The sequence below is a fragment of the Thalassospira sp. ABL2_045 genome, assembly GCF_056161285.1.
In genome coordinates this window covers 186,975-205,806 of record NZ_JBSWYV010000006.1, presented here as the reverse complement: position 1 = coordinate 205,806, position 18,832 = coordinate 186,975, and the positions used below count along the sequence as shown (strand labels likewise).

19 protein-coding genes are annotated in these 18,832 nt (G+C 56.1%); 6 read left to right on the top strand and 13 right to left on the bottom strand.

The features are described 5' to 3' along the window. Nucleotides 1-45: 45 nt before the first annotated feature. The 8 genes from phnN to phnG are packed head-to-tail and all read right to left on the bottom strand — an operon-like array spanning nt 46 to nt 6,489. The gene (phnN, locus tag ACXAIA_RS11230; protein ID WP_475349405.1) at nt 46-669 is read right to left on the bottom strand and encodes a phosphonate metabolism protein/1,5-bisphosphokinase (PRPP-forming) PhnN; all 624 of its coding nucleotides are present in this window, start codon (nt 667-669) and stop codon (nt 46-48) included. Beyond that, a complete protein-coding gene (locus tag ACXAIA_RS11225) occupies nt 666-1,808 on the bottom strand; it encodes an alpha-D-ribose 1-methylphosphonate 5-triphosphate diphosphatase (RefSeq protein ID WP_475349404.1) in 1,143 nt (380 codons plus the stop codon). The genes phnN and ACXAIA_RS11225 overlap by 4 nt, the downstream gene beginning before the upstream one ends. After that, the gene (gene phnL, locus ACXAIA_RS11220; protein WP_475349403.1) at nt 1,801-2,505 is read right to left on the bottom strand and encodes a phosphonate C-P lyase system protein PhnL; all 705 of its coding nucleotides are present in this window, start codon (nt 2,503-2,505) and stop codon (nt 1,801-1,803) included. The genes ACXAIA_RS11225 and phnL overlap by 8 nt, the downstream gene beginning before the upstream one ends. A 14-nt stretch (nt 2,506-2,519) precedes the next feature. Continuing rightward, the gene (gene phnK / locus ACXAIA_RS11215; RefSeq protein WP_475349402.1) at nt 2,520-3,302 is read right to left on the bottom strand and encodes a phosphonate C-P lyase system protein PhnK; all 783 of its coding nucleotides are present in this window, start codon (nt 3,300-3,302) and stop codon (nt 2,520-2,522) included. Then, a complete protein-coding gene (locus ACXAIA_RS11210; protein ID WP_297018779.1) occupies nt 3,302-4,228 on the bottom strand; it encodes an alpha-D-ribose 1-methylphosphonate 5-phosphate C-P-lyase PhnJ in 927 nt (308 codons plus the stop codon). The genes phnK and ACXAIA_RS11210 overlap by 1 nt, the downstream gene beginning before the upstream one ends. 4 nt (nt 4,229-4,232) lie before the next feature. Next, nucleotides 4,233-5,366: a carbon-phosphorus lyase complex subunit gene (locus tag ACXAIA_RS11205; RefSeq protein WP_475349401.1), complete on the bottom strand. Its 1,134-nt coding sequence runs from the start codon at nt 5,364-5,366 to the stop codon at nt 4,233-4,235. Nucleotides 5,367-5,368: 2 nt separating this feature from the next. Beyond that, entirely contained in the window at nt 5,369-5,992 is a 624-nt protein-coding gene (phnH, locus tag ACXAIA_RS11200; RefSeq protein ID WP_475349400.1) for a phosphonate C-P lyase system protein PhnH, read from the bottom strand. Next, entirely contained in the window at nt 5,989-6,489 is a 501-nt protein-coding gene (gene phnG / locus ACXAIA_RS11195) for a phosphonate C-P lyase system protein PhnG (RefSeq protein ID WP_475349399.1), read from the bottom strand. The genes phnH and phnG overlap by 4 nt, the downstream gene beginning before the upstream one ends. 133 nt (nt 6,490-6,622) lie before the next feature. Here phnG and phnF point away from each other — a divergent pair, with 133 nt between their 5' ends. Next, nucleotides 6,623-7,336, top strand: a complete 714-nt coding sequence (gene phnF / locus ACXAIA_RS11190) for a phosphonate metabolism transcriptional regulator PhnF (RefSeq protein ID WP_475349398.1) — start codon at nt 6,623-6,625, stop codon at nt 7,334-7,336. A gap of 23 nt (nt 7,337-7,359) precedes the next feature. Here phnF and ACXAIA_RS11185 read toward each other — a convergent pair whose 3' ends face one another. Continuing rightward, complete coding sequence (locus ACXAIA_RS11185) at nt 7,360-7,995, bottom strand: trimeric intracellular cation channel family protein (RefSeq protein WP_475349397.1); 636 nt, start codon at nt 7,993-7,995, stop codon at nt 7,360-7,362. 24 nt (nt 7,996-8,019) lie between these two features. Further along, on the bottom strand, nt 8,020-8,967 hold the full coding sequence (locus ACXAIA_RS11180; RefSeq protein WP_475349396.1) for a LysR family transcriptional regulator: 948 nt from the start codon (nt 8,965-8,967) through the stop codon (nt 8,020-8,022). Between the two features lie 104 nt (nt 8,968-9,071). Here ACXAIA_RS11180 and pcaH point away from each other — a divergent pair, with 104 nt between their 5' ends. From pcaH to map, 3 genes are all read left to right on the top strand, one after another. After that, a complete protein-coding gene (pcaH, locus tag ACXAIA_RS11175) occupies nt 9,072-9,785 on the top strand; it encodes a protocatechuate 3,4-dioxygenase subunit beta (protein WP_475349395.1) in 714 nt (237 codons plus the stop codon). A gap of 3 nt (nt 9,786-9,788) precedes the next feature. Further along, nucleotides 9,789-10,418: a protocatechuate 3,4-dioxygenase subunit alpha gene (gene pcaG / locus ACXAIA_RS11170; protein ID WP_475349394.1), complete on the top strand. Its 630-nt coding sequence runs from the start codon at nt 9,789-9,791 to the stop codon at nt 10,416-10,418. Between the two features lie 132 nt (nt 10,419-10,550). Continuing rightward, nucleotides 10,551-11,300, top strand: coding sequence for a type I methionyl aminopeptidase (map, locus tag ACXAIA_RS11165; RefSeq protein ID WP_475349393.1), 750 nt, complete (start codon nt 10,551-10,553; stop codon nt 11,298-11,300). 112 nt (nt 11,301-11,412) lie between these two features. Here the strand turns inward: map and ACXAIA_RS11160 are convergent, their stop codons facing one another. Both ACXAIA_RS11160 and ACXAIA_RS11155 read right to left on the bottom strand, forming a co-directional pair. Continuing rightward, nucleotides 11,413-13,605 (bottom strand): malate synthase G, encoded by a 2,193-nt coding sequence (locus ACXAIA_RS11160; protein WP_475349392.1) that lies wholly within the window; start codon nt 13,603-13,605, stop codon nt 11,413-11,415. Between the two features lie 204 nt (nt 13,606-13,809). After that, nucleotides 13,810-15,255 carry an MFS transporter gene (locus ACXAIA_RS11155; protein ID WP_475349391.1) on the bottom strand — a complete coding sequence of 482 codons (1,446 nt, stop codon included), beginning with the start codon at nt 15,253-15,255 and terminating at the stop codon, nt 13,810-13,812. 448 nt (nt 15,256-15,703) lie between these two features. On the opposite strand from ACXAIA_RS11155, the gene ACXAIA_RS11150 reads away from it, so the two are divergent. Together ACXAIA_RS11150 and ACXAIA_RS11145 are read left to right on the top strand one after the other, a co-directional pair. Then, nucleotides 15,704-16,666 (top strand): TAXI family TRAP transporter solute-binding subunit, encoded by a 963-nt coding sequence (locus ACXAIA_RS11150; RefSeq protein WP_475349390.1) that lies wholly within the window; start codon nt 15,704-15,706, stop codon nt 16,664-16,666. Nucleotides 16,667-16,740: 74 nt separating this feature from the next. Continuing rightward, entirely contained in the window at nt 16,741-18,507 is a 1,767-nt protein-coding gene (locus ACXAIA_RS11145; protein WP_475349389.1) for a TRAP transporter permease, read from the top strand. Between the two features lie 67 nt (nt 18,508-18,574). Here ACXAIA_RS11145 and ACXAIA_RS11140 read toward each other — a convergent pair whose 3' ends face one another. After that, complete coding sequence (locus ACXAIA_RS11140; RefSeq protein WP_475349388.1) at nt 18,575-18,766, bottom strand: PLDc N-terminal domain-containing protein; 192 nt, start codon at nt 18,764-18,766, stop codon at nt 18,575-18,577. Between the last annotated feature and the right edge of the window lie 66 nt (nt 18,767-18,832).

Sequence of the window (18,832 nt, the reverse complement as noted above, 5' to 3'; positions counted from 1 at the left end):
CTGCGCTTGTAGGGTGCAGCATTTTTGACGTGATGGCGGCTTGAGCTAGGCCCGGTTTGCCATTGCCTGTGGCAATTCAAGTGCGCGAATGAAGCGCAGGATACCGGTTTCGAGATCTGCGTCATTATCGACATGGACAACGTAATCGCCTTCCACCTCATAGGCGGATGCGCGTGCAAGGCGTCGTTCGATATCCAGCGCGTCTTCGCGTCCACGGGCTTCAAGGCGTTTGCGCAGGGCATCAGCGCTGGCCCGGATATTGACGACCCGGACATTTTCGCGGCCGACAAGCGTACAGGCGTCCTCGATCACGCTGCGCGACACGTTGACGATGACAGTTTTGCCGGATTCGATTTCTGCAAGTACATGACGCGGGATGCCATATCCCAATTCATGTGCCTTCCAGCTTAAAAGAAACGCGCCCTGACGGGCCATCTGCCCGAAGTCTTCGGGACGGACGGGAATGTGGATTTCGCCAACTGTGCCGGCCGGGCGGGTTATGCAGCGCCGCGGGAAACAGAATTGTTTGTCCTTGGCAAGTCTGTCACGGGCTGCATCAAGAAGGGTGTCCTTGCCAACGCCGCTGGGGCCGACGACAAGGACCAAAAGCCCGTATCCCGAGCTACCGCTGTGTGCCGGAGTTGCAGGGGCTGCGGGGGTGTCGGTCATGACACCCTGACCCCTTCGCGCCACACACCGCGCACAATCGGATGGTGCGGGGAATGATGTACTCGGATCAAATCGCCACGCTTGCCAACCGCGATCTCGCCGCGATCATCAAGTCCAACCTGGGTCGCCGGATTGAGGGATACTGTGCGAATGGCACGTGGCAGGTCATAGCCGTCAAACTCGTCAAACAGTTTCATCGCCCCGTGCAAAAGACTGTGCGGGACATAGTCGCTTGAAATGATGTCGAGATAACCCTGCGTTGCCAGGTCACCGGCGGCGACATTGCCGCTGTGCGATCCGCCGCGCACAAGGTTCGGTCCGCCCATCATCACACCAAGCCCGCCTTCATGTGATGCCTTGGCGGCTTCAAGCGTGGTGGGAAATTCCGCCACCGTCATTTTGTCTGCGACTGCCTCCGCCACATGGGCCTCGGTGGCGTCGTCATGACTGGCAAGGGCCAGGCCCTTGGCGTGGGCCTGCTCGACCACATGACGGCGATGCTTTTCGGAGTACAGCTCAGCATCGCGACGGCGGGTGGCGATGAATTTGCGCATCTCTTCGTCGCTGAGCCCGTATTTGCCCTGATAGTAGGTGTAATAGGCATCAAGGCTGACGAATTGGCGCTGCCCCGGTGTGTGGTCCATCACCGAAAGCATGCTGACTAGGGGCAAGTCGATCAGTTGACCCAGCGCCTCGACCATGCCCGGGAAGGATGTCTCGCAGCGCAGATGCAGTTTGTGGTCCGCACGCAGCAACGCGTTTTCCAACGCATGTTCAAGTGCGGTGACCGATTCAATCAGGCGCACGATGCGTTCGGAGCCCTCGTTAACATCACCGATGGACACCGCATCAAACACGGTGGTGATCCCCGCACTCGCGACCTGGTTATCATGGGCGACAACGGCGGCGGTGGCAGGCCAGCGGGTCTTGGGGCGTGGGGTCAGATGTTTGTCGAGGTTATCTGTATGCAGCTCGACCAAGCCCGGCATCAGATAATCGCCGTCCATGTCCTCTGCACCCGGAAGGTTCGAGGCGCGATCGGAAATATCGCTGATCTTGCCGTCCTTGACCTGTACGGCCCCATCAATGACTTCGTTTGCCAGAACCAGTTTGGCATTGGTGAAAATCTGTTCAGTCATTGGCCCCAACTTTAAAGGAAGTCACATCAAACGACCCGGTGCAGACGGCATCACGGGTTTCATGGTCGTGGAAAATACCGGCAATTGCCGCACCGCGGCTTTTGGCTTCTTCAATCAGCGCCAGAACTGTGGCGCGATTTTGGGCGTCAAGCGATGCGGTCGGCTCATCAAGCAGCATGATCGGATAATCAGCAATAAAGCCACGTGCAATGTTCACACGCTGTTGCTCCCCGCCTGAAAAGGTCAATGGTGAAAGCTGCCAAAGACGTTCGGGGATGCGAAGCCGGGTTAAAAGGTCACGCGCCTTTTCGGTCGCAGCCTTGCGATCCGTGCCAAGGGCGACAAGCGGTTCAGCCACGATATCAAGCGTCGGCACACGCGGGATCACGCGTAGGAACTGCGACACATAGCCAAGCGTGCGCTTGCGGATATCAAGGATCGAGTGTGGGCTGGTGGTGGTGATATCGAGCCAGTCGCCATCATGGAAGACCTTGATGGATCCCTGCGAGCAGGTGTAATTGGCATAAAGCATGCGCATGAAGGTACTTTTCCCGGAGCCGGATTCACCGGTCAGCGCGATACATTCCCCAGCCGAAAGCATGAATTCAACGCCCTCGAAGACCGGGATGGTCACGCTGCCTTGTGTGTGCAGGGTAAAGCTTTTGGCGACGTTTTGAGCATGAAGCATTTCAGACATTTTCTTCGCCCCGATCAGTTCTGCAGAATGGAAGAAACAAGCAGCTGGGTATAGGCATGCTGCGGATCATCAAGAACCTGGTCGGTCAGACCATGTTCAATCACCTTGCCCTGTTGCATCACCATCAGCCGGTGCGAAAGAAGACGTGCGACTGCCAGATCGTGGGTCACGATGATCACCGCAAGATTAAGATCGTGAACCAGCCCGCGCAGCAGATCGAGCAATCTGGCCTGAACAGAAACATCAAGCCCACCCGTGGGTTCGTCCATAAAGACGAGGCGCGGGCTGGTTACGAGGTTGCGGGCAATCTGCAAACGTTGCTGCATGCCGCCCGAAAAGGTTGATGGCAGGTCATCAAGGCGCTCGGATGCGATTTCGACTTTACCAAGCCAGCTGTCCGCATTGCTGCGAATGTTGCCATAATGACGATCCCCGATCGCCATCAGCCGTTCACCAATATTGGCCCCGGCACTGACATTCATACGTAATCCATCACGCGGGTTCTGATGCACAAAGGCCCAGTCGGTGCGCATCAGAAGACGGCGCTGTGCTTCGGACATCTGATAGACATCGCGCACACCATCAATGCGGGTTTGATATTCAACCAAACCTTTGGTCGGTTCCTGCTGGGCGGATATGCTGCGCAACAAAGTCGATTTACCGGATCCGGATTCCCCTACGATGCCAAGAACTTCGCCGGGACGGAGTTCAAAGCTGACATCCTTGCAGCCAACCCGGTCGCCATACATCATGGTCAGGTTGTCAACACGCAGAAGCGGTTCGTTCATCTGGGTCATTATTCTGCTGCCTTTCCACGGTCTGCGGTGCCAAGGGGTTGGTCATGATGTTGCGGGCCGCGATGGCCGGCGTCCTGTCGTTCCGCACAGTAATCTGTGTCCGAGCAGACAAACATCCGGTTGCCCTGGTCATCGAGAATGACTTCATCAAGGTAACTGTCGCGCGCACCACACATGCCGCATTCATCTTCCCAGGTCTGGACTTCGAACGGATGGTCCTCGAAATCGAGGCTTTTGACCTTGGTGTAGGGCGGCAGGGCATAAATGCGCTTTTCACGACCGGCGCCAAAAAGCTGAAGGGCAGCCATGTCGTTCATTTTCGGATTGTCGAACTTGGGCGTTGGCGACGGATCCATCACATAGCGATCATCGACCATCACCGGATAGGCATACGTGGTCGCGATGTGGCCGTGGCGTGCGATGTCTTCATAAAGCTTCACATGCATCAGGCCGTATTCTTCAAGCGCATGCATTTTCCGTGTTTCGGTTTCACGCGGTTCAAGGAAGCGAAGCGGTTCTGGGATCGGCACCTGATAAACAAGAACCTGATCTTCGCGCAGTTCCTTTTCCGGAATGCGGTGACGGGTTTGAATGATCGATGCTTCCGCGGTTTTCTCCGTGGTGGCGACCTGTGCAGTCTTGGCAAAGAATTGCCGGATGGAGACCGCGTTGGTGGTGTCATCCGCCCCCTGGTCAATGACCTTGAGCGTATCATTCGGTCCAATTACAGCAGCCGTCACCTGAACACCGCCGGTGCCCCATCCATAGGGCATTGGCATTTCACGTCCGGCAAACGGTACCTGATAGCCCGGGATTGCGACGGCCTTAAGCAGGGCGCGCCGGATCATGCGTTTGGTCTGTTCATCGAGATAGGCAAAGTTATAGTCCGGTGCCCCGTCGGCCGGGTTTTTGACAGTCTGTTCCATGGGATTACTCCGCGGCCTCGGGTTGGGATGTGCCATTTTCGGCGTCGGATTTCGCCAGACGTTCCTCGACCTCGGCGCGCATGCGGCGCACCAGTTCAAGTTCGCCCTGGAAATCGACATAGTGTGGCAGCTTGATATGTTCGACAAAGCCTGTGGACTGGACATTGTCGCTATGTTCCATCACGAACTCGCTGTCCTGTGCCGGGCCCATGATCTGTTCGCCCATTTCATTGGCGCGCATGGCACGATCAACCAGCGCCATCGAGATGGCCTTGCGTTCGTTCTGACCAAACACAAGCCCATAGCCACGGGTAAATTGCGGCAGCTTGGTTTTTGATCCCTTGAACTTGTTGACCGTCTCACATTCGGTCAGTTCGATGTCACCGATATCAATCGCAAAGCCGAGTTCTTCGGGCTCGATCTCGACCGAAACAGTGCCATAGCGGATTTCACCGACAAAGGCGTGGCTGTTGGCATAGCCACGCTGGGTGGAATAGCCAAGTGCCAGAACAAACCCCTCATCGCCGCGTGACAGGTTCTGCAAACGCAGATCACGCCCAGCCGGGAATTTGACGGGCTCACGGGTCAAATCGGCCACCGGCGCATCTTCATCAACCGGGACCGGTTCGTCCTGAATAAGGCCTTCATAATTCAGGATGTCATCGAGAACGCGTGGCATGTTTTCATCGACCGGCTGTTCGCCACTTGATGCCTCGGTCGGTTCTTCCCCATTTGCCATCAGGGTGAAATCAAGAAGACGATGCGTGTAGTCAAAGGTCGGGCCCAAAATCTGTCCGCCGGGCAGGTCCTTGAAGGTTGCTGAAATGCGGCGCGACACATCCATCTCGGCGGTTTGGATCGGTTTGGAAAACGCAAAACGCGGCAGCGTCGTGCGATAGGCCCGCATCAAAAAGATCGCCTCGATCAGATCACCACGGCCCTGCTTGATGGCAAGGGCAGCCAGATCGCGGTCATAAAGCGACCCTTCGGCCATGACGCGTGTGACCGACAGCGACAATTGCTGTTCGATCTGATCGGTTTCGATTTCGGCAATGACTTTGTCGCCCCGGCGCTGCTCGGCCAGAAGCTTGTGAGCATTGTTGATGGCGCGTTCGCCACCTTTTACCGCAACATACATGATTAATTGACCTCGATCCGGGTGGTGCGCGACAGGGCGGCGATCTGGGTTGGGCTTGCGAAAATCACATCAACGCCGCACGGAAACAGGTGATGGTTCTCTGCCCGCCAGGCATGGAAGCTTTCCGGCAGGTCCTTGATCGCAAGGCTGTGTGTGTTCTTGATGCCCGGACCCTTAAGGGTCATGGACGGGCGATCGGAAATCTCGTCGACCATCAGGATCAGGGTCGCGGATTGATCCGGATATTCTGCGTTGCCGACGGAAAGATCGGTGATGAAGGACAGGTCATCTGAAATGCGGGCAACTGCAAAGTCCGCCTGTTTGACATCCGTGCTGATCGGGCAACCGCAATGGAACTTCAAATGATCGCCGGCGGCCTTGGTCGCGCATGATGGCGAAAGCCATACGGTGGTATCCATATCCGCCATGGCAAGAAGGGTTGCCGTCGCAGCTTCGTTCAGGCCATCGGGCGCCGTAACAGTGACCGGCAGATCATAAATTCGACCGGGGCGGGACATGGCATCAAGCAGGGCGCGAAAGACGGCATTGGAATCAAAGGCCGCATGATCAAAACCGGGCAGCAGGTCACTTGTCTGGGCGGTTGTTGATTGGGATTGGGGCGTCATTCGTCTTCTCCGCGGACAAGGGTGAAGAAATCAACTTTGGTGGCGGCAACCTTGCGCGCATGATCTCGTTTGGCGGCGGCCTGTTCGGCGGCGAGCGTTTCGATGAAGTCGCTTTCCGATCCATCGCGCAGCATCACTGCGTCAAACAGAGCGGCATATTGCGCCTGAATGCGGTCGCGTCCCTTGACATAGGAATGCCCGACGGTGCCATCAGACAGTGTCACGGCACAGCGCGTTACCGTCATTTCGCCGAGGTTAAAGCGCTGGCCCGCACCACCGGCGCGACCGCGCACCATCACCATGCCGATCTGCGGTTCGCGCAGGTGGGTCCAGGTTTCACTGCCATGGTTTTCCGACCAATGTGTTTCCAGCCGGGCACGTGATGTGCGGGCCAGAACCGACATCCATTTTTGACGTGCGGCAATTTGCGGATCGGTGGGGGTGTCTGTAGTCCGGTTCTGATCGGTCTCGGCATTCGGGGCAGGGTGCGCCGTCATCAATCTGATCCCTTTTCAACTTGTGTCGACAAATTCAAAATTTGTCTAGACGTCTATACCTGTTGACGTTATAAGACGATCCAGAACCAAAGGCAAAGGTCTTGCGGTGAAAGTTTTATGAACGGGGAATGTAATGGATTGGGAACCGGGCCTATCTATCTGGAAGCAAATAGAAAAGCAGCTTCTGACTGATATTGCCGACGGGGTTTTCGCGCCCGGTGACAAGATGCCGACCGAGATGGAACTGGTCCGGCGTTTTGGGGTGAACCGCCATACGGTGCGTCGTGCGATGGCCGCACTTGTCGATTCCAATGTTGTCCGCGTTGAGCAGGGGCGCGGGGCCTTTGTGCAGGAACAGATCCTGGATTACCCGCTTGGATCGAAAACCCGTTTTTCGCAGATTGTATCGGGTCGACATCGTCTGCCCGACAAGCGCCTGGTGTCGTCCGAGGTGCTTAAGGCCAGTGCAACCGTCGCACAATTCCTTGATGTAAAACCGGGCACACGGGTGATTGAATTGTTCTCTGTGTCCGAGGCCGATGGTGTGCCGCTGGCGGTGGCGACAAGTTACCTGCCGGCTGCCCGCTTTGACGGCATTGTCGAAATATTTGTCGAGACCAAGTCGCTCACCGAGGCCTTCAAGCGTTTCGGGATTGATGATTACAGCCGCAAGACCACGCGCATTTCCGCCACCCTGCCGTCATCAAGGGTCGCCAACCTGCTCAAGCAGGCGCGTAACCGTCCGGTGATTTCGACGGAAAGTGTCGATGTCGATTCCGCAGGTGTGCCGATTGAATACGGGATCACCGCCTTTTCAAGTGATCGGGTGCAGTTGATCGTCGAGTAAGGCTTTATGTGGTTGAAAGGCCCCTAGTACTCACGACCCGGTCGGGCCTTATAGACCGGGAAACGTAGACCGAACTTGATCGCACTTGCCCGCATCGTGAAGGCGGCAAAAAAGCCGATAACGGCAATCGGCCCGCGCGGCAATCCAAGGATTGTGGTACCGATGACATAAATCCCGGCACCGACGAGCGCGCAGGTAATATAAATCTCTGGCCGCAGGATCAGGGGAATTTCATTACACACCACATCGCGCACCATCCCGCCAAAGGTCGCGGTGATCATACCCAGAATGACGGCCACCAAGGGCGATACGCCAAGATTAAGGCCAATGGCCGCCCCGGTAACCCCGAACATCGCAAGCCCCAGAGCATCGAGCCACAGCAAGGCGACATAGCGCCGCTCTACCAGATGGGCGGTGAAGTATGTCAGGATCGCAGCGCCGATACAGGTCACAAGCCAGGTGATATCACGGATCCAGAAGACCGGTGTTGCCCCGGTGATGACATCACGCACCGTGCCGCCCCCGATCCCGGTAAAGGTCGCGATCAGAACGAACCCCATGATGTCCATCTGACGACGGGATGCCTCAAGCGCGCCGGTAATCGCAAAAACAGCAACCCCGGCCAGTTCAAGCCAATAGATGATTTCTGTAATCGTCATGATGTCCTTTGCGGGGCCTGTCCCCTAAGTTTGCGAAACGGGTTCTTTGGTTGGCATGCGTAGTCGGGTTGCGGCAACATCTTCAAGCTGCTCGCGCAACCAGCGATGCGATGGATCATGCTGATAACGTTGGTGCCAGCACATGAAAATCGGCAGATCAAGCGTGCCGTCCTTCAGATCGGTGACCGGCATTGGTGCACGCGCAAAATCACGCAGGGCATGCTTGTGCAAAAGACTGGGCAAGGTTGCGATCATATTGCTTCCACGCAGGAATTCGGCAATGGCGGTAAAGTTCGGGACCCGCAAAACGATGTTGCGATCAACGCCCTGACTTTCAAGCATGTCATCAAATTCAAGCGTGCGGTTATTGCCATAGCGCACGGTGATGTGGCGTGCGGCAAGATAGTCATCCACGCTTTGTGGGGCATCCCGCATATCCGGGTCATAAAACACCATGTAGTGATCGGTCAGAAGGCGCTTTTGCACAATATCAACCCCTTCGGGCGGGCGGGGTGAAATCAGAAGATCACAGTGATTTTCACGCAAAAGCGCGGGCCCTGGCAAAAGTGACGGCACCACCGTCATGCGGATGTTGGCAAGTGCACCTTCAAGATTACGAAAGAGCGTCGGCAGCAAAAGATCACGCTGCAGGTCGTTGGCCGCAATCGTCAACGTCATCGATGCGCCGTCAGGCTCGAAGTCCGCGCCACTGGCAAAGGCCTGCATCTGATCGAGAAGAAACCGCGCCTGCTCTGCCAGGTTTTGCGCATGTGCGGTTGCCACAATCCCGCGCCCCGATTTGGTGAAAAGCGGGTCGCGCATGATGCGGCGCAATTTGGTCAGGTTGTGACTGACCGCAGATTGCGTCACGCCAAGCCGTTCGGCAGCCGCCGTCACAGACCCTTCTTCGAGAACGGCCAAAAATAGACGCAGCGCATGGCCGTCCAGTTCCAAATGATCGAAATTACTCATGAATTACATGATAAATGATGCATTTATTTTATGCAATTGGCCGCGCAGGATGGCCTTAACGCGGACATTCAACTGTCCGGAGCATCATCTGCGGAGGAAACATCATGGAATTTTATCAGCGTGACAGAACGCTTCAGCCCGCTGGTTACACGCCGATCTACAAGACATCGGTTGCGCGTTCACCGCGCCAGTCGCTGCTGTCGCTGCAAGGGTCCCTGTCCGAGGTCACCGGTCCGGTTTTCGGTCAGAATGAACTGGGGCCGCTCGATAACGATCTGATCCGCAACTATGCCAAGGAGGGCGATCCGATTGGCGAGCGCATCATCGTTCACGGGCGGGTTCTTGATGAAAATAACCGCCCAGTACCCAATACACTGGTCGAATTCTGGCAGGCCAATGCCGGTGGGCGCTATCGCCACAAGAAAGATACCTATCTGGCGCCGATTGACCCGAACTTCGGCGGGTGTGGCCGCGCACTCAGTGACGAAAATGGCTACTACTTCTTCCGCACCATCAAGCCGGGCCCCTATCCATGGCGTAACTACGTCAATAGCTGGCGCCCGGCCCATATCCATTTCTCGGTTTTCGGATCCGGCTTTGCCCAGCGCCTGATCACCCAGATGTATTTCGAAGGCGATCCGCTGATCAAGGAATGCCCGATTGTCCATGTCATCCCCGACGAGGATGCAATCAACCGCCTGATCGCGCCGATTGATCTGAATGGCTCGGTGCCGCTCGATACCATTGCCTACAAGTTCGACATCGTTCTGCGCGGCCGTCGTTCGACCCTGTTTGAAAACCGTCTGGAAGGAAACTGATCCATGGTTCAGAACCTTGATTATCTCAAAGAAACAGCCTCCCAGACGGCGGGCCCGTATGTTCATATCGGGCTTATCCCCAAGCAGGCCGGTTTTGACATCTTTGAAAACAATTTCACCAACATTCTGGCCGATGAGAACACCCGTGGGGAACGGATTATCATCGAAGGACGGGTAATTGATGGCACCGGCACGCCGCTTCGTGATGCGCTGCTTGAAATCTGGCAGGCCAATGCAGACGGGCGCTACAATCACGAACTGGATCGCCAGAAATCCGGCAAGGTCGATGAAGATTTCCGCGGTTGGGGGCGGACCGGGACCGATTTTGATACCGCTGTCTATCGGTTTGAAACCATCAAGCCAGGTGTGGTTTCGGGTCGCAACAGCCGTGATATGGCACCGCATATCAATTTCTGGATCGTGGCGCGCGGGATCAATATCGGCCTGAACACCCGGATGTATTTCGCCGACGAAGCCGATAAAAATGCGACGGACCCTGTGCTGAACCTGATCGAACAGCATGAACGCCGCAAAACCCTGATCGCAAGCCGCGACGATAGCGGGCCCGTTCCGGTCTATCGCTTTGACATCGTGCTGCAGGGCGAAAACGAAACCGTGTTCTTTGATATCTGATTGCGATTGATCGGATTGAAACCTGAATGCATTGCGACGGCCATCACCGGTGGCCGTCGTTTCTTTTGAAACGGTTTGTCACGGCACAGGGGTTTTCTTGACTTTGGTTCGACGCATCGCAATAAGCATTCCATGACAATTTCATCAGAAAGAGAACTCGAACAGCTGCGCAAGATCGGGCGCATTTGTGCCCGTGCACGTGATGTCATGGGGGCGGCCGCCGTTCCCGGGATCACGACTGCCGAACTTGATCAGATCGGACGCAAGGTTCTTGAAGATGCCGGGGCGATCTCCGCCCCGGAAAGCGAATATAAATTCCCCGGTGCGACCTGCATCAGTGTCAATGAGGCCGTCGCCCACGGCATTCCCGGGGATCAAGTTCTCGCCGATGGGGATCTGGTCAATATCGATGTGTCGGCATCACTTGATGGGTATTTTTCTGATACTGGTGCCAGCTTTATTTGCGGCACGGCAAAACCCGAAATCGCCAAGCTGTGTGAAGACGGCAAAAAGGCGATGTGGACGGGCATCAAGGTCGTGCGCGACAAGGCCCCGATCCGTGAGATCGGGCTTAAGATCGAAAACTTTGCCCGCAAGGGCGGCTATACCCTGATCCGTAATCTTGCCAGCCATGGCATTGGCAAGTCGCTGCATGAACATCCCCACACCATCCCGACATGGGATGACCCAAAAGAACGCCGGGCGCTCAAGAAAGGGCAGGTCATCACCATCGAACCGTTCCTGTCACTTGGCGCGAAATGGGCACTCGATAGCGAAGATGGCTGGACGCTCTATGCCGATACCGGTGATGCGACCGTGCAGTACGAACACACCCTTGTTGTTACCGACAAGGGTTATGAAATCATGACGCTGGGCAGTTGATCCCGGCAAAAAATGCTGCACTTTATGCTGCAGCATTTTCTGCAGCATAAAAGCCGCCCGATCCATTCGGGCGGCTTTTGTTTTTGGTCTGATCTGGCGTCTGGTATCGCGATCAGGCGCCGTATTTTGCCTTGGCTTCGCGCCGGCGCGCATGCAGAACCGGTTCGGTGTAACCGTTCGGTTGCTCACGCCCCTTGAGGACCAGATCACAGGCGGCAGCAAAGGCGATGCTGTCATTAAAGTGCGGCGCCATGTTGCGATAGGTCGGGTCACCTTCATTCTGTTTGTCGACGACGGCGGCCATACGTTTCATGGTTTCCATCACCTGTTCTTCGCTGCACAGGCCATGATGGAGCCAGTTGGCAATATGCTGGCTTGAAATACGCAGCGTCGCACGGTCTTCCATCAGGCCGACATCATTGATGTCAGGCACCTTCGAGCAGCCAATGCCGCTATCGATCCAGCGCACGACATAGCCTAGAATGCCTTGGGCGTTGTTATCAAGCTCTTCCTGGATTTCGCTTGGCATCGGTTTGATGTCACCCAGACGCGGGATCGCCAGAATGTCATCAAGGCTTGCGCGTTCGCGTTTGCCGATCTCGTCCTGAACAGCGCGAACATCAACCTGATGATAGTGGATGGCATGCAGGGTGGCCGCCGTCGGCGACGGAACCCAGGCACATTTTGCACCGGCCTTCGGATGTCCGATCTTGGCTTCCATCATTTCGGCCATGCGGTCCGGTTTGGCCCACATGCCTTTACCGATCTGGGCAACGCCTTTCATACCGCATTCAAGCCCGATATCGACGTTCCAGTTTTCATAGGCCGCGATCCAGTATTGATCCTTCATCGCTTCCTTGCGGACCATCGGGCCAGCTTCCATGCTGGTATGGATTTCATCACCGGTACGATCAAGGAAGCCGGTATTGATGAAGACCACGCGGTCTTTTGCGGCACGGATGCATTCCTTGAGGTTCACCGTCGTGCGGCGTTCCTCATCCATGATGCCGACTTTGAGGGTGTGCTCAGGCAGATCGATTGCCTGTTCGACAAAGCCGAACAGATCGTTGGTCAGCTCGACCTCTTCGGGGCCGTGCATTTTCGGCTTCACGATATAGACGCTGCCATTGCGCGAATTTGAAAGTTCATTGTTGCCGATCACATCATGTTTGGCGATCAGGCTGGTGACCATGGCATCAAGGAAGCCTTCCGGGACTTCATTGCCATTGGCATCAAGCACCGCATCCGTGGTCATCAGATGACCGACATTCCGGATCAGCATCAGGCTGCGGCCCGGCAGGACAACTTCATGCCCGTCAACACCCTTATAGGTGCGGTCCGGGTTCAGGCGGCGCGTGATCGTTTTGCCACCCTTTTCAAACTTTTCCTCAAGCGTGCCCTTCATCAGGCCAAGCCAGTTGCGATAGGCAACGGTCTTGTCATCGGCATCAACGGCTGCAATCGAATCTTCGCAGTCCTGAATGGTGCTGACGGCGGATTCCATGATCACGTCACACACGCCTGCGGCATGTTCCTTGCCGATCGGGTGGGTCGGATCGATATGGATTTCGACATGCAGGCTGTGACGGCGCAGCAGGATATCGGAAAGCTTGCCATCCTTTTCGTTGTAACCGATGAACTGCGACGGCAATTCAAGGGCGGTTTCGCTGCCATCCGAAAGGGTCACAACCAGTGTCCACCAGCCTGATCCGTCTTCGCGCACTTCGTATTTCGTGGCATCGGCATGTTTGCCGGTTGCAAGCGGGGCGGCTTCATCGAGGAATTCGGCGGCATAGGCGACAACAGCTGCGCCACGCTTCGGATTGAATTCTTTGGTCTTTTCCTTGCCGTCTTCCTCGTCGATGACGTCGGTGCCATAAAGCGCATCATAAAGGCTGCCCCAGCGCGCATTGGCGGCGTTAAGGGCATAGCGCGCATTCATCACCGGCACGACAAGCTGCGGACCTGCAACCCGGCCGATTTCCGGATCGACATGGGTGGTGGTGATATAGAAGTCATCACCTTCTGGCAGAAGATAGCCGATCTCGGTCAGGAATTCCTTATAGGCCGCCGGATCCCGCGGCTGGTCCTGACGCGAAAGATGCCATTGGTCGATCTTGGTCTGCAATTCGTCGCGCTTTGCCAGCAGCGCCTTGTTGCGCGGTCCAAGTTCGGTGACGAGCTTTTCAAAGGATGCCCAGAACTGATCGGAACTGATCCCTGTTCCCGGAATGACTTCGTTGGCCACCAGATCATGCAGAACTTTTGCAATCTGAAGGCCACCTTCTTGGATGCGTTGGGTCATGTTTTCTCTCACCAGACTTGGAACTGTTGCGGGCGATAAAGGGGCTGTGCCGACAATCATAACATGCGTGGCAAAGCCAACCCGCCAATCATTTGGTCCACAACATATGGGTTGAAGCCGGGGTCGGTCCACAGCCTGTTTCAAATTTACGGGATCTTTTCCGTATTATGGAAGCTCGCCCGGTGGGTGCCGAGCGGGGTCGACTTAGCTTTTCTTGTCGCTATCCGCGCCCGGTTCATCAGTGTCAGTTGTATCGTTTTCTGTATCGGTATCGGCTGGTGGAACCTGTCCGATATCGTCCGGATGTGCGGTGCCATCGGGGCTCAGGGCGTCTTCCAGATCGTGCGGGTCGAATGGTTTCGTTTCTGAATCTTCGTCCGCAGCGCTTTCATCACCATCGTCTTCGGTGGCGATATCGTCGGTAATTGGTGACAGTTCAAACGCCATGGGCGTTGTACGCGGGACGGCAACGAACTGACCCTGTTCCTCGATCGAGATACGACGGCCAAAGCCTGCGCGATACATTGCAAAGCTTGCGACCGAAACACCAATAATGGAAAACAGAACCGGTAGTGCCCATGGCCCGAAATAGCCAATCGCACTTGACCCCAGAAGCGGACCACTCGCAGCCGAGCCGCCATAAATGATCAAAAGGCCACCGGATGCCGGCACGATATCTTCGGGTTCGAGATAGTCATTCACATAGGCCACGGCCAGCCCGTAAACCGGCATGATGAATACGCCCGTGATCCCGCCCCAGACCGAAAGGTTGTCACGCACAAGATCGGGCGCGATCAGCGGGAAAAGACCGGAAATCGTCAGTCCGACCAGAACCGCGATCATGACATATTGGCGCGGCACACTATCCGAAAGCTTGCCAATCGGGAACTGCATGATCATGCCGCCCAGAATGACAAAAAACATGAAATAGGCGACATCATTGGTCGCAAGGCCAAGGTCGGCGGCAAAAACCGGACCGACACCGTAAACCGCACCAGAAAGTACCCCGGCACCGGATGCGGCGACAAAGCCAAGCGGCGAGATTTTATAAAGACGGCGGAACGTCATGCGCTCCCCACTGACCGCCGATGGTGGTGGCTGACGGGTGAGCGCAAGCGGTACCAATGAAAGTGACAGCAAAACAGACGCGACCGTAAACAGCTCAAAACTGCTGACCGGCGCACCATTCAGCAACAGCTGACCAATTGCCAGACCACCAAGCGATACGGTCATGTAAATTGCAATCGTGCTGCCGCGTGATGTGTTGTCCGCCTGTGCGTTCAACCAGCTTTCAACAACCAGATACAATCCCGAAAGGCAAAGGCCGGTCATTGCACGAAACAGCGACCAGGTAATCGGATCGACAAACACCGCGTGCAACAGGGTAATGGCCGAGCCGGTCGATGCCAGTGCGGCAAAGGTCCGGATATGGCCGACCCGGTTCACAAGGCTTGCGCCCCAGATGATGCCGGCGACAAACCCGATATAATAGGAAGCCATAATGATACCGGTATAGACCGGTGCAAATCCCTCGGCCGAGGCACGCAGTGCCAGCAAGGATGATTGCAGGGATGAACCACTGTTCAGGGCAAAGGCAGCAAACAGTGTCGCAGACAATGCAATGATCAGGGCGACCGGCGAACGCGGCATGGTTTCCTCATTTGAAGTTCGTCAGGGCGGGCACCCTGCGGCAAGGGGGTGAAACCTGTCAATCCTAGCAAGCCAATGGATCAAACCGTTGGCACAAAAATCTGACAGTGCATCTGTGTCTTAACACCGTGACGGACAAGAAGTTCCCGTCAAATTTGTTGGCTTCCTTTATGCCTGCTTGGCATGCGCGCATAGTGCCGGTTTTGCGCAACTGCCATGTGCAAATGGCGCACATTCAGCGCCGAATTCCGCTTTGATTGTTGAAAATCGCACAAGCTGCTTGACCTTGGGGGGATTGATGCTTTCTATGGTCCGAAATCAGACGCATTTTGCCAAAATCCTCTTGAAACGGGGTTGGTTTTTGCGTCTCGCCACCAGACTTTTGGTTTATCGGCCATAAACGGCGTTCAAGCCAGACGATGAGCCCACCATACAAGGGGAGGAAACCTTGAAACTTATCCGTACACTCGGCGTGATTGCCGCCGGTATGATGGCGCTGTCCGTGGCAAATGCCGCGCAGGCCGAAACCCGTGTCACCCTGAAATCAGCCAAGGCCGCATCATCCTATTACCAGATGGCTGCCCAGTTCGCCGAGGCTATGAAAACCGGTACCGATGGCGACATCATCGTCACGGTCGAAGAAAGCCAGGGCTCGGTTCAGAACGTCATGGAAGCCATGGTGCGTCCGGGCAATTATGTCTTTACCTCCCCGCCCGGTCTGGTTGGGCTGGCTCAGAAGGGCAAAGGCCCGTTCGATGGCCGTCCGACTGAAAAGTTTGCCGATGTCCGCGCCCTGTTCCCGATCCCGTCGCTGACCATGCATTTCGTCATGCGTGCTGATTCCGGCGCGACCAGCTTTGCCGATCTTGAAGGCAAAACCGTTCTGCTCGGCAAGGGTTCCTTTGGGGCGCGTGAAGGGGAAAAGTACCTCAAACTGTTTGGTCTTGAAGGCAAGGTTGATCTGGCAGACGCCGAACTGTCGAATGCTGTTGCTGCGCTTAAAAACGGTCAGATCGATGGTTTCGTGACGGCTGGTTCCTGGCCGGCCCCGAACGTGATCGAGGCTGCGGCGGGCACCGATGTGAAAGTTCTTTCGCTTTCCAATGATCAGCTCGCCCAAACCAAGCGCGACAAGACCGTCATTCCGGCGGGTACCTATAACGGTCAGGATGCGGACATCACCACCGCATCGCTTTCGGTTGTGGCTTTTGCCACCACCCAGATGGATGCGGATACTGCCTATGAGCTCACCAAGACCTTCTGGGAGCAGAAGGCAAAAATGGGCGAAAGCTCGTCTTGGTGGAATGGTGTCACCCCAGAAATGCTGGCCAACATCAGCGGCAAAATGCATGCCGGTGCGCTGCGCTATTACGACGAAGTCGGCTTTAACGTCCGCGATGATCAGCGCTGATCGCTGATCCCATCACATGTTCAAGGCCCGGCAGAACTGCCGGGCCGTTTCTTATCAAGCAAGCCATTTACAATATGTCAGCCTCCACTCGCCCCTTCTGGATCGCCCTTGGCGCCGTTTCGATTGCCTTTCACCTGTGGCTGATCTTTTCAGGATTGGTGCCCAATCTTGTCAGCCGCCCGATCCATATGGCGCTGGCCTTGCCCTGGGCGCTGATCTTTGTTGCCAAAACCCGTGCCCAGAAAATCTCGGGTATCTTTCTGACCATTATCGGTCTGATCGGATGTGGCTGGATCGTCGCCAACCATCAGGCACTTGGCGATCAGTATGGTTTTCTGATGGGCAATAGCCAGATCGTTCTGGCGGGCGCGTTGCTGTTGATTGTGCTTGAAATGGCACGGCGCGCGATTGGCTGGCCCTTGCCGACAGTGGCGGCGATTGCGCTTCTTTATGCATTGTTTGGTCAACATGTCCCGGGCGAGTTCGGGCATGCGGGGCTTCCGATCGAAAGCATGCTGGGGACCCTCACCATCGCCGAAGGCGGCCTTTGGGGCAGCTTGACCGGGGTGTCGGTCAATATTGTTGCGATCTTTGTGATTTTTGGCGCAGTTCTTAATGGCGGCGAAGCCGGTCAGGGCTTCATGAATGTGGCCGGGGCTGCTGCCGGTCGGCTCAAGGGCGGGGCGGCCAAGGTGTCGGTGGTGTCATCGGCGCTGTTTGGCTCGATCTCGGGGTCGGCGTCGGCCAATGTTGCCTCGACCGGGGCGATTACCCTGCCGGCCATGACCAAGCTTGGCTATCCCAAACGTCTTGCTGCAGCGGTTGAGGCCGTGGCCTCAAGCGGTGGTCAGATCATGCCGCCACTGATGGGGGCCGGGGCCTTTGTCATGGTGGAGCTGACCGGCAAACCCTATGTCGAGATCATGGTTGCGGCCATGTTGCCAGCCATCCTTTATTTCTTGGCCGTCTGGGTTGGCATCAATGCCTTTGCCATGCGGTTTGATCTGCCCGGTGTGCCCAAGGAAGACCGCCCGAACATGCGGGCAGTCCTGATCACGTCGGGCTTTTTCCTCGTACCTTTTACCATCCTGCTTTGGGGCATGTTTGGCGGTGGGTTTACCCCGCAATATGCGGCTTGTCTGGCACTTTTGGCCGGGGCGGTGTTGCTGCTGCTGGATGCGGATCTTACGGTTGATTTTGCGCGCAGCAAGCAACGGTTTACCGATGTGTGTCTGAATGCCGGGCGTCAGGTGGCGATGATCGGGTCGATCATTTTGTGCGCGTCGATCGTGATCGGGGTGCTGGGTCTGACCGGGCTGGGTGTCAAGATTACCTCGCTTCTGATCTCGGGCTCGGGCGGCATGTTGTGGCCAGCTCTGCTTCTGACAGCTCTTGCTTGTCTGATCCTTGGCATGGAAGTGCCAACCACGGCGGCCTATGTCATTTGCGTCTCGGTCGCGGGGCCCGCCCTGATTGAGTTGGGGCTTGAGCCGCTTCAGGCGCACTTGTTTGTTTTCTGGTTTGCGCTTTTATCGACCATTACACCGCCGGTATGCGGGGCGGTGTTTATTGCCGCTGGCATGGTCGAGGAAAACTGGCTCAAGGTCGCTGGCACCGCAATGGCACTTGGCATCGGGCTTTATATCGTACCGCTTGCCATGATCGCCAACAGCACCCTGATCGAGCTTGCCAGTGATCCGCTTTGGGCGATTGTCGCCGGGCTTAAGGTGGCGCTTGGATTGACCGCAATTTCCTACGGGTTGATCGCCCCGCGCTCAATCCTGGTGCGCGGCGCACTGATTGGTATCGGGGCTGCGGTCATTTTTGCTGCAGGCATTTAAACAAACAAAAAAGCCGACAGTTTCCTGTCGGCTTTTTTGTCATTGAGGGAATGATTGATGTCCGGTTTTATGCGGTCACGCGACCACTGCGCGGTCCGGTAAAGAACCAGATGATCAGACCAAGGACCGGCAGAACAACAACAAGCACAGTCCACAGGACTTTTGAGCCGGTGCTTGCACCACTGCCCATAATGTTCACGATCGCCCAGATATCGGCAATCAGGACGAGAAGTCCAAGAATTCCACCATATTCAAGCATGTTCCAACCTCACATTTGTTGCAGCGGCGTTTGCACCGCGCTTACAACTCAAACGGTTGGATGCAT

Coding starts and splice junctions, on each gene's coding strand:
- phnF (WP_475349398.1), top strand. CDS start 6,623: ATGGATTGGGAACCGGGCCTATCTATCTGGAAGCAAATAGAAAAGCAG.
- phnK (WP_475349402.1), bottom strand. CDS start 3,302: ATGACCCAGATGAACGAACCGCTTCTGCGTGTTGACAACCTGACCATG.
- phnH (WP_475349400.1), bottom strand. CDS start 5,992: ATGACGCCCCAATCCCAATCAACAACCGCCCAGACAAGTGACCTGCTG.
- ACXAIA_RS11140 (WP_475349388.1), bottom strand. CDS start 18,766: ATGCTTGAATATGGTGGAATTCTTGGACTTCTCGTCCTGATTGCCGAT.
- ACXAIA_RS11155 (WP_475349391.1), bottom strand. CDS start 15,255: ATGCCGCGTTCGCCGGTCGCCCTGATCATTGCATTGTCTGCGACACTG.
- phnL (WP_475349403.1), bottom strand. CDS start 2,505: ATGTCTGAAATGCTTCATGCTCAAAACGTCGCCAAAAGCTTTACCCTG.
- ACXAIA_RS11180 (WP_475349396.1), bottom strand. CDS start 8,967: ATGAGTAATTTCGATCATTTGGAACTGGACGGCCATGCGCTGCGTCTA.
- pcaH (WP_475349395.1), top strand. CDS start 9,072: ATGGAATTTTATCAGCGTGACAGAACGCTTCAGCCCGCTGGTTACACG.
- phnN (WP_475349405.1), bottom strand. CDS start 669: ATGACCGACACCCCCGCAGCCCCTGCAACTCCGGCACACAGCGGTAGC.
- phnG (WP_475349399.1), bottom strand. CDS start 6,489: ATGACGGCGCACCCTGCCCCGAATGCCGAGACCGATCAGAACCGGACT.
- ACXAIA_RS11210 (WP_297018779.1), bottom strand. CDS start 4,228: ATGGAACAGACTGTCAAAAACCCGGCCGACGGGGCACCGGACTATAAC.
- ACXAIA_RS11225 (WP_475349404.1), bottom strand. CDS start 1,808: ATGACTGAACAGATTTTCACCAATGCCAAACTGGTTCTGGCAAACGAA.
- ACXAIA_RS11145 (WP_475349389.1), top strand. CDS start 16,741: ATGTCAGCCTCCACTCGCCCCTTCTGGATCGCCCTTGGCGCCGTTTCG.
- ACXAIA_RS11205 (WP_475349401.1), bottom strand. CDS start 5,366: ATGTATGTTGCGGTAAAAGGTGGCGAACGCGCCATCAACAATGCTCAC.
- ACXAIA_RS11160 (WP_475349392.1), bottom strand. CDS start 13,605: ATGACCCAACGCATCCAAGAAGGTGGCCTTCAGATTGCAAAAGTTCTG.
- pcaG (WP_475349394.1), top strand. CDS start 9,789: ATGGTTCAGAACCTTGATTATCTCAAAGAAACAGCCTCCCAGACGGCG.
- ACXAIA_RS11185 (WP_475349397.1), bottom strand. CDS start 7,995: ATGACGATTACAGAAATCATCTATTGGCTTGAACTGGCCGGGGTTGCT.
- map (WP_475349393.1), top strand. CDS start 10,551: ATGACAATTTCATCAGAAAGAGAACTCGAACAGCTGCGCAAGATCGGG.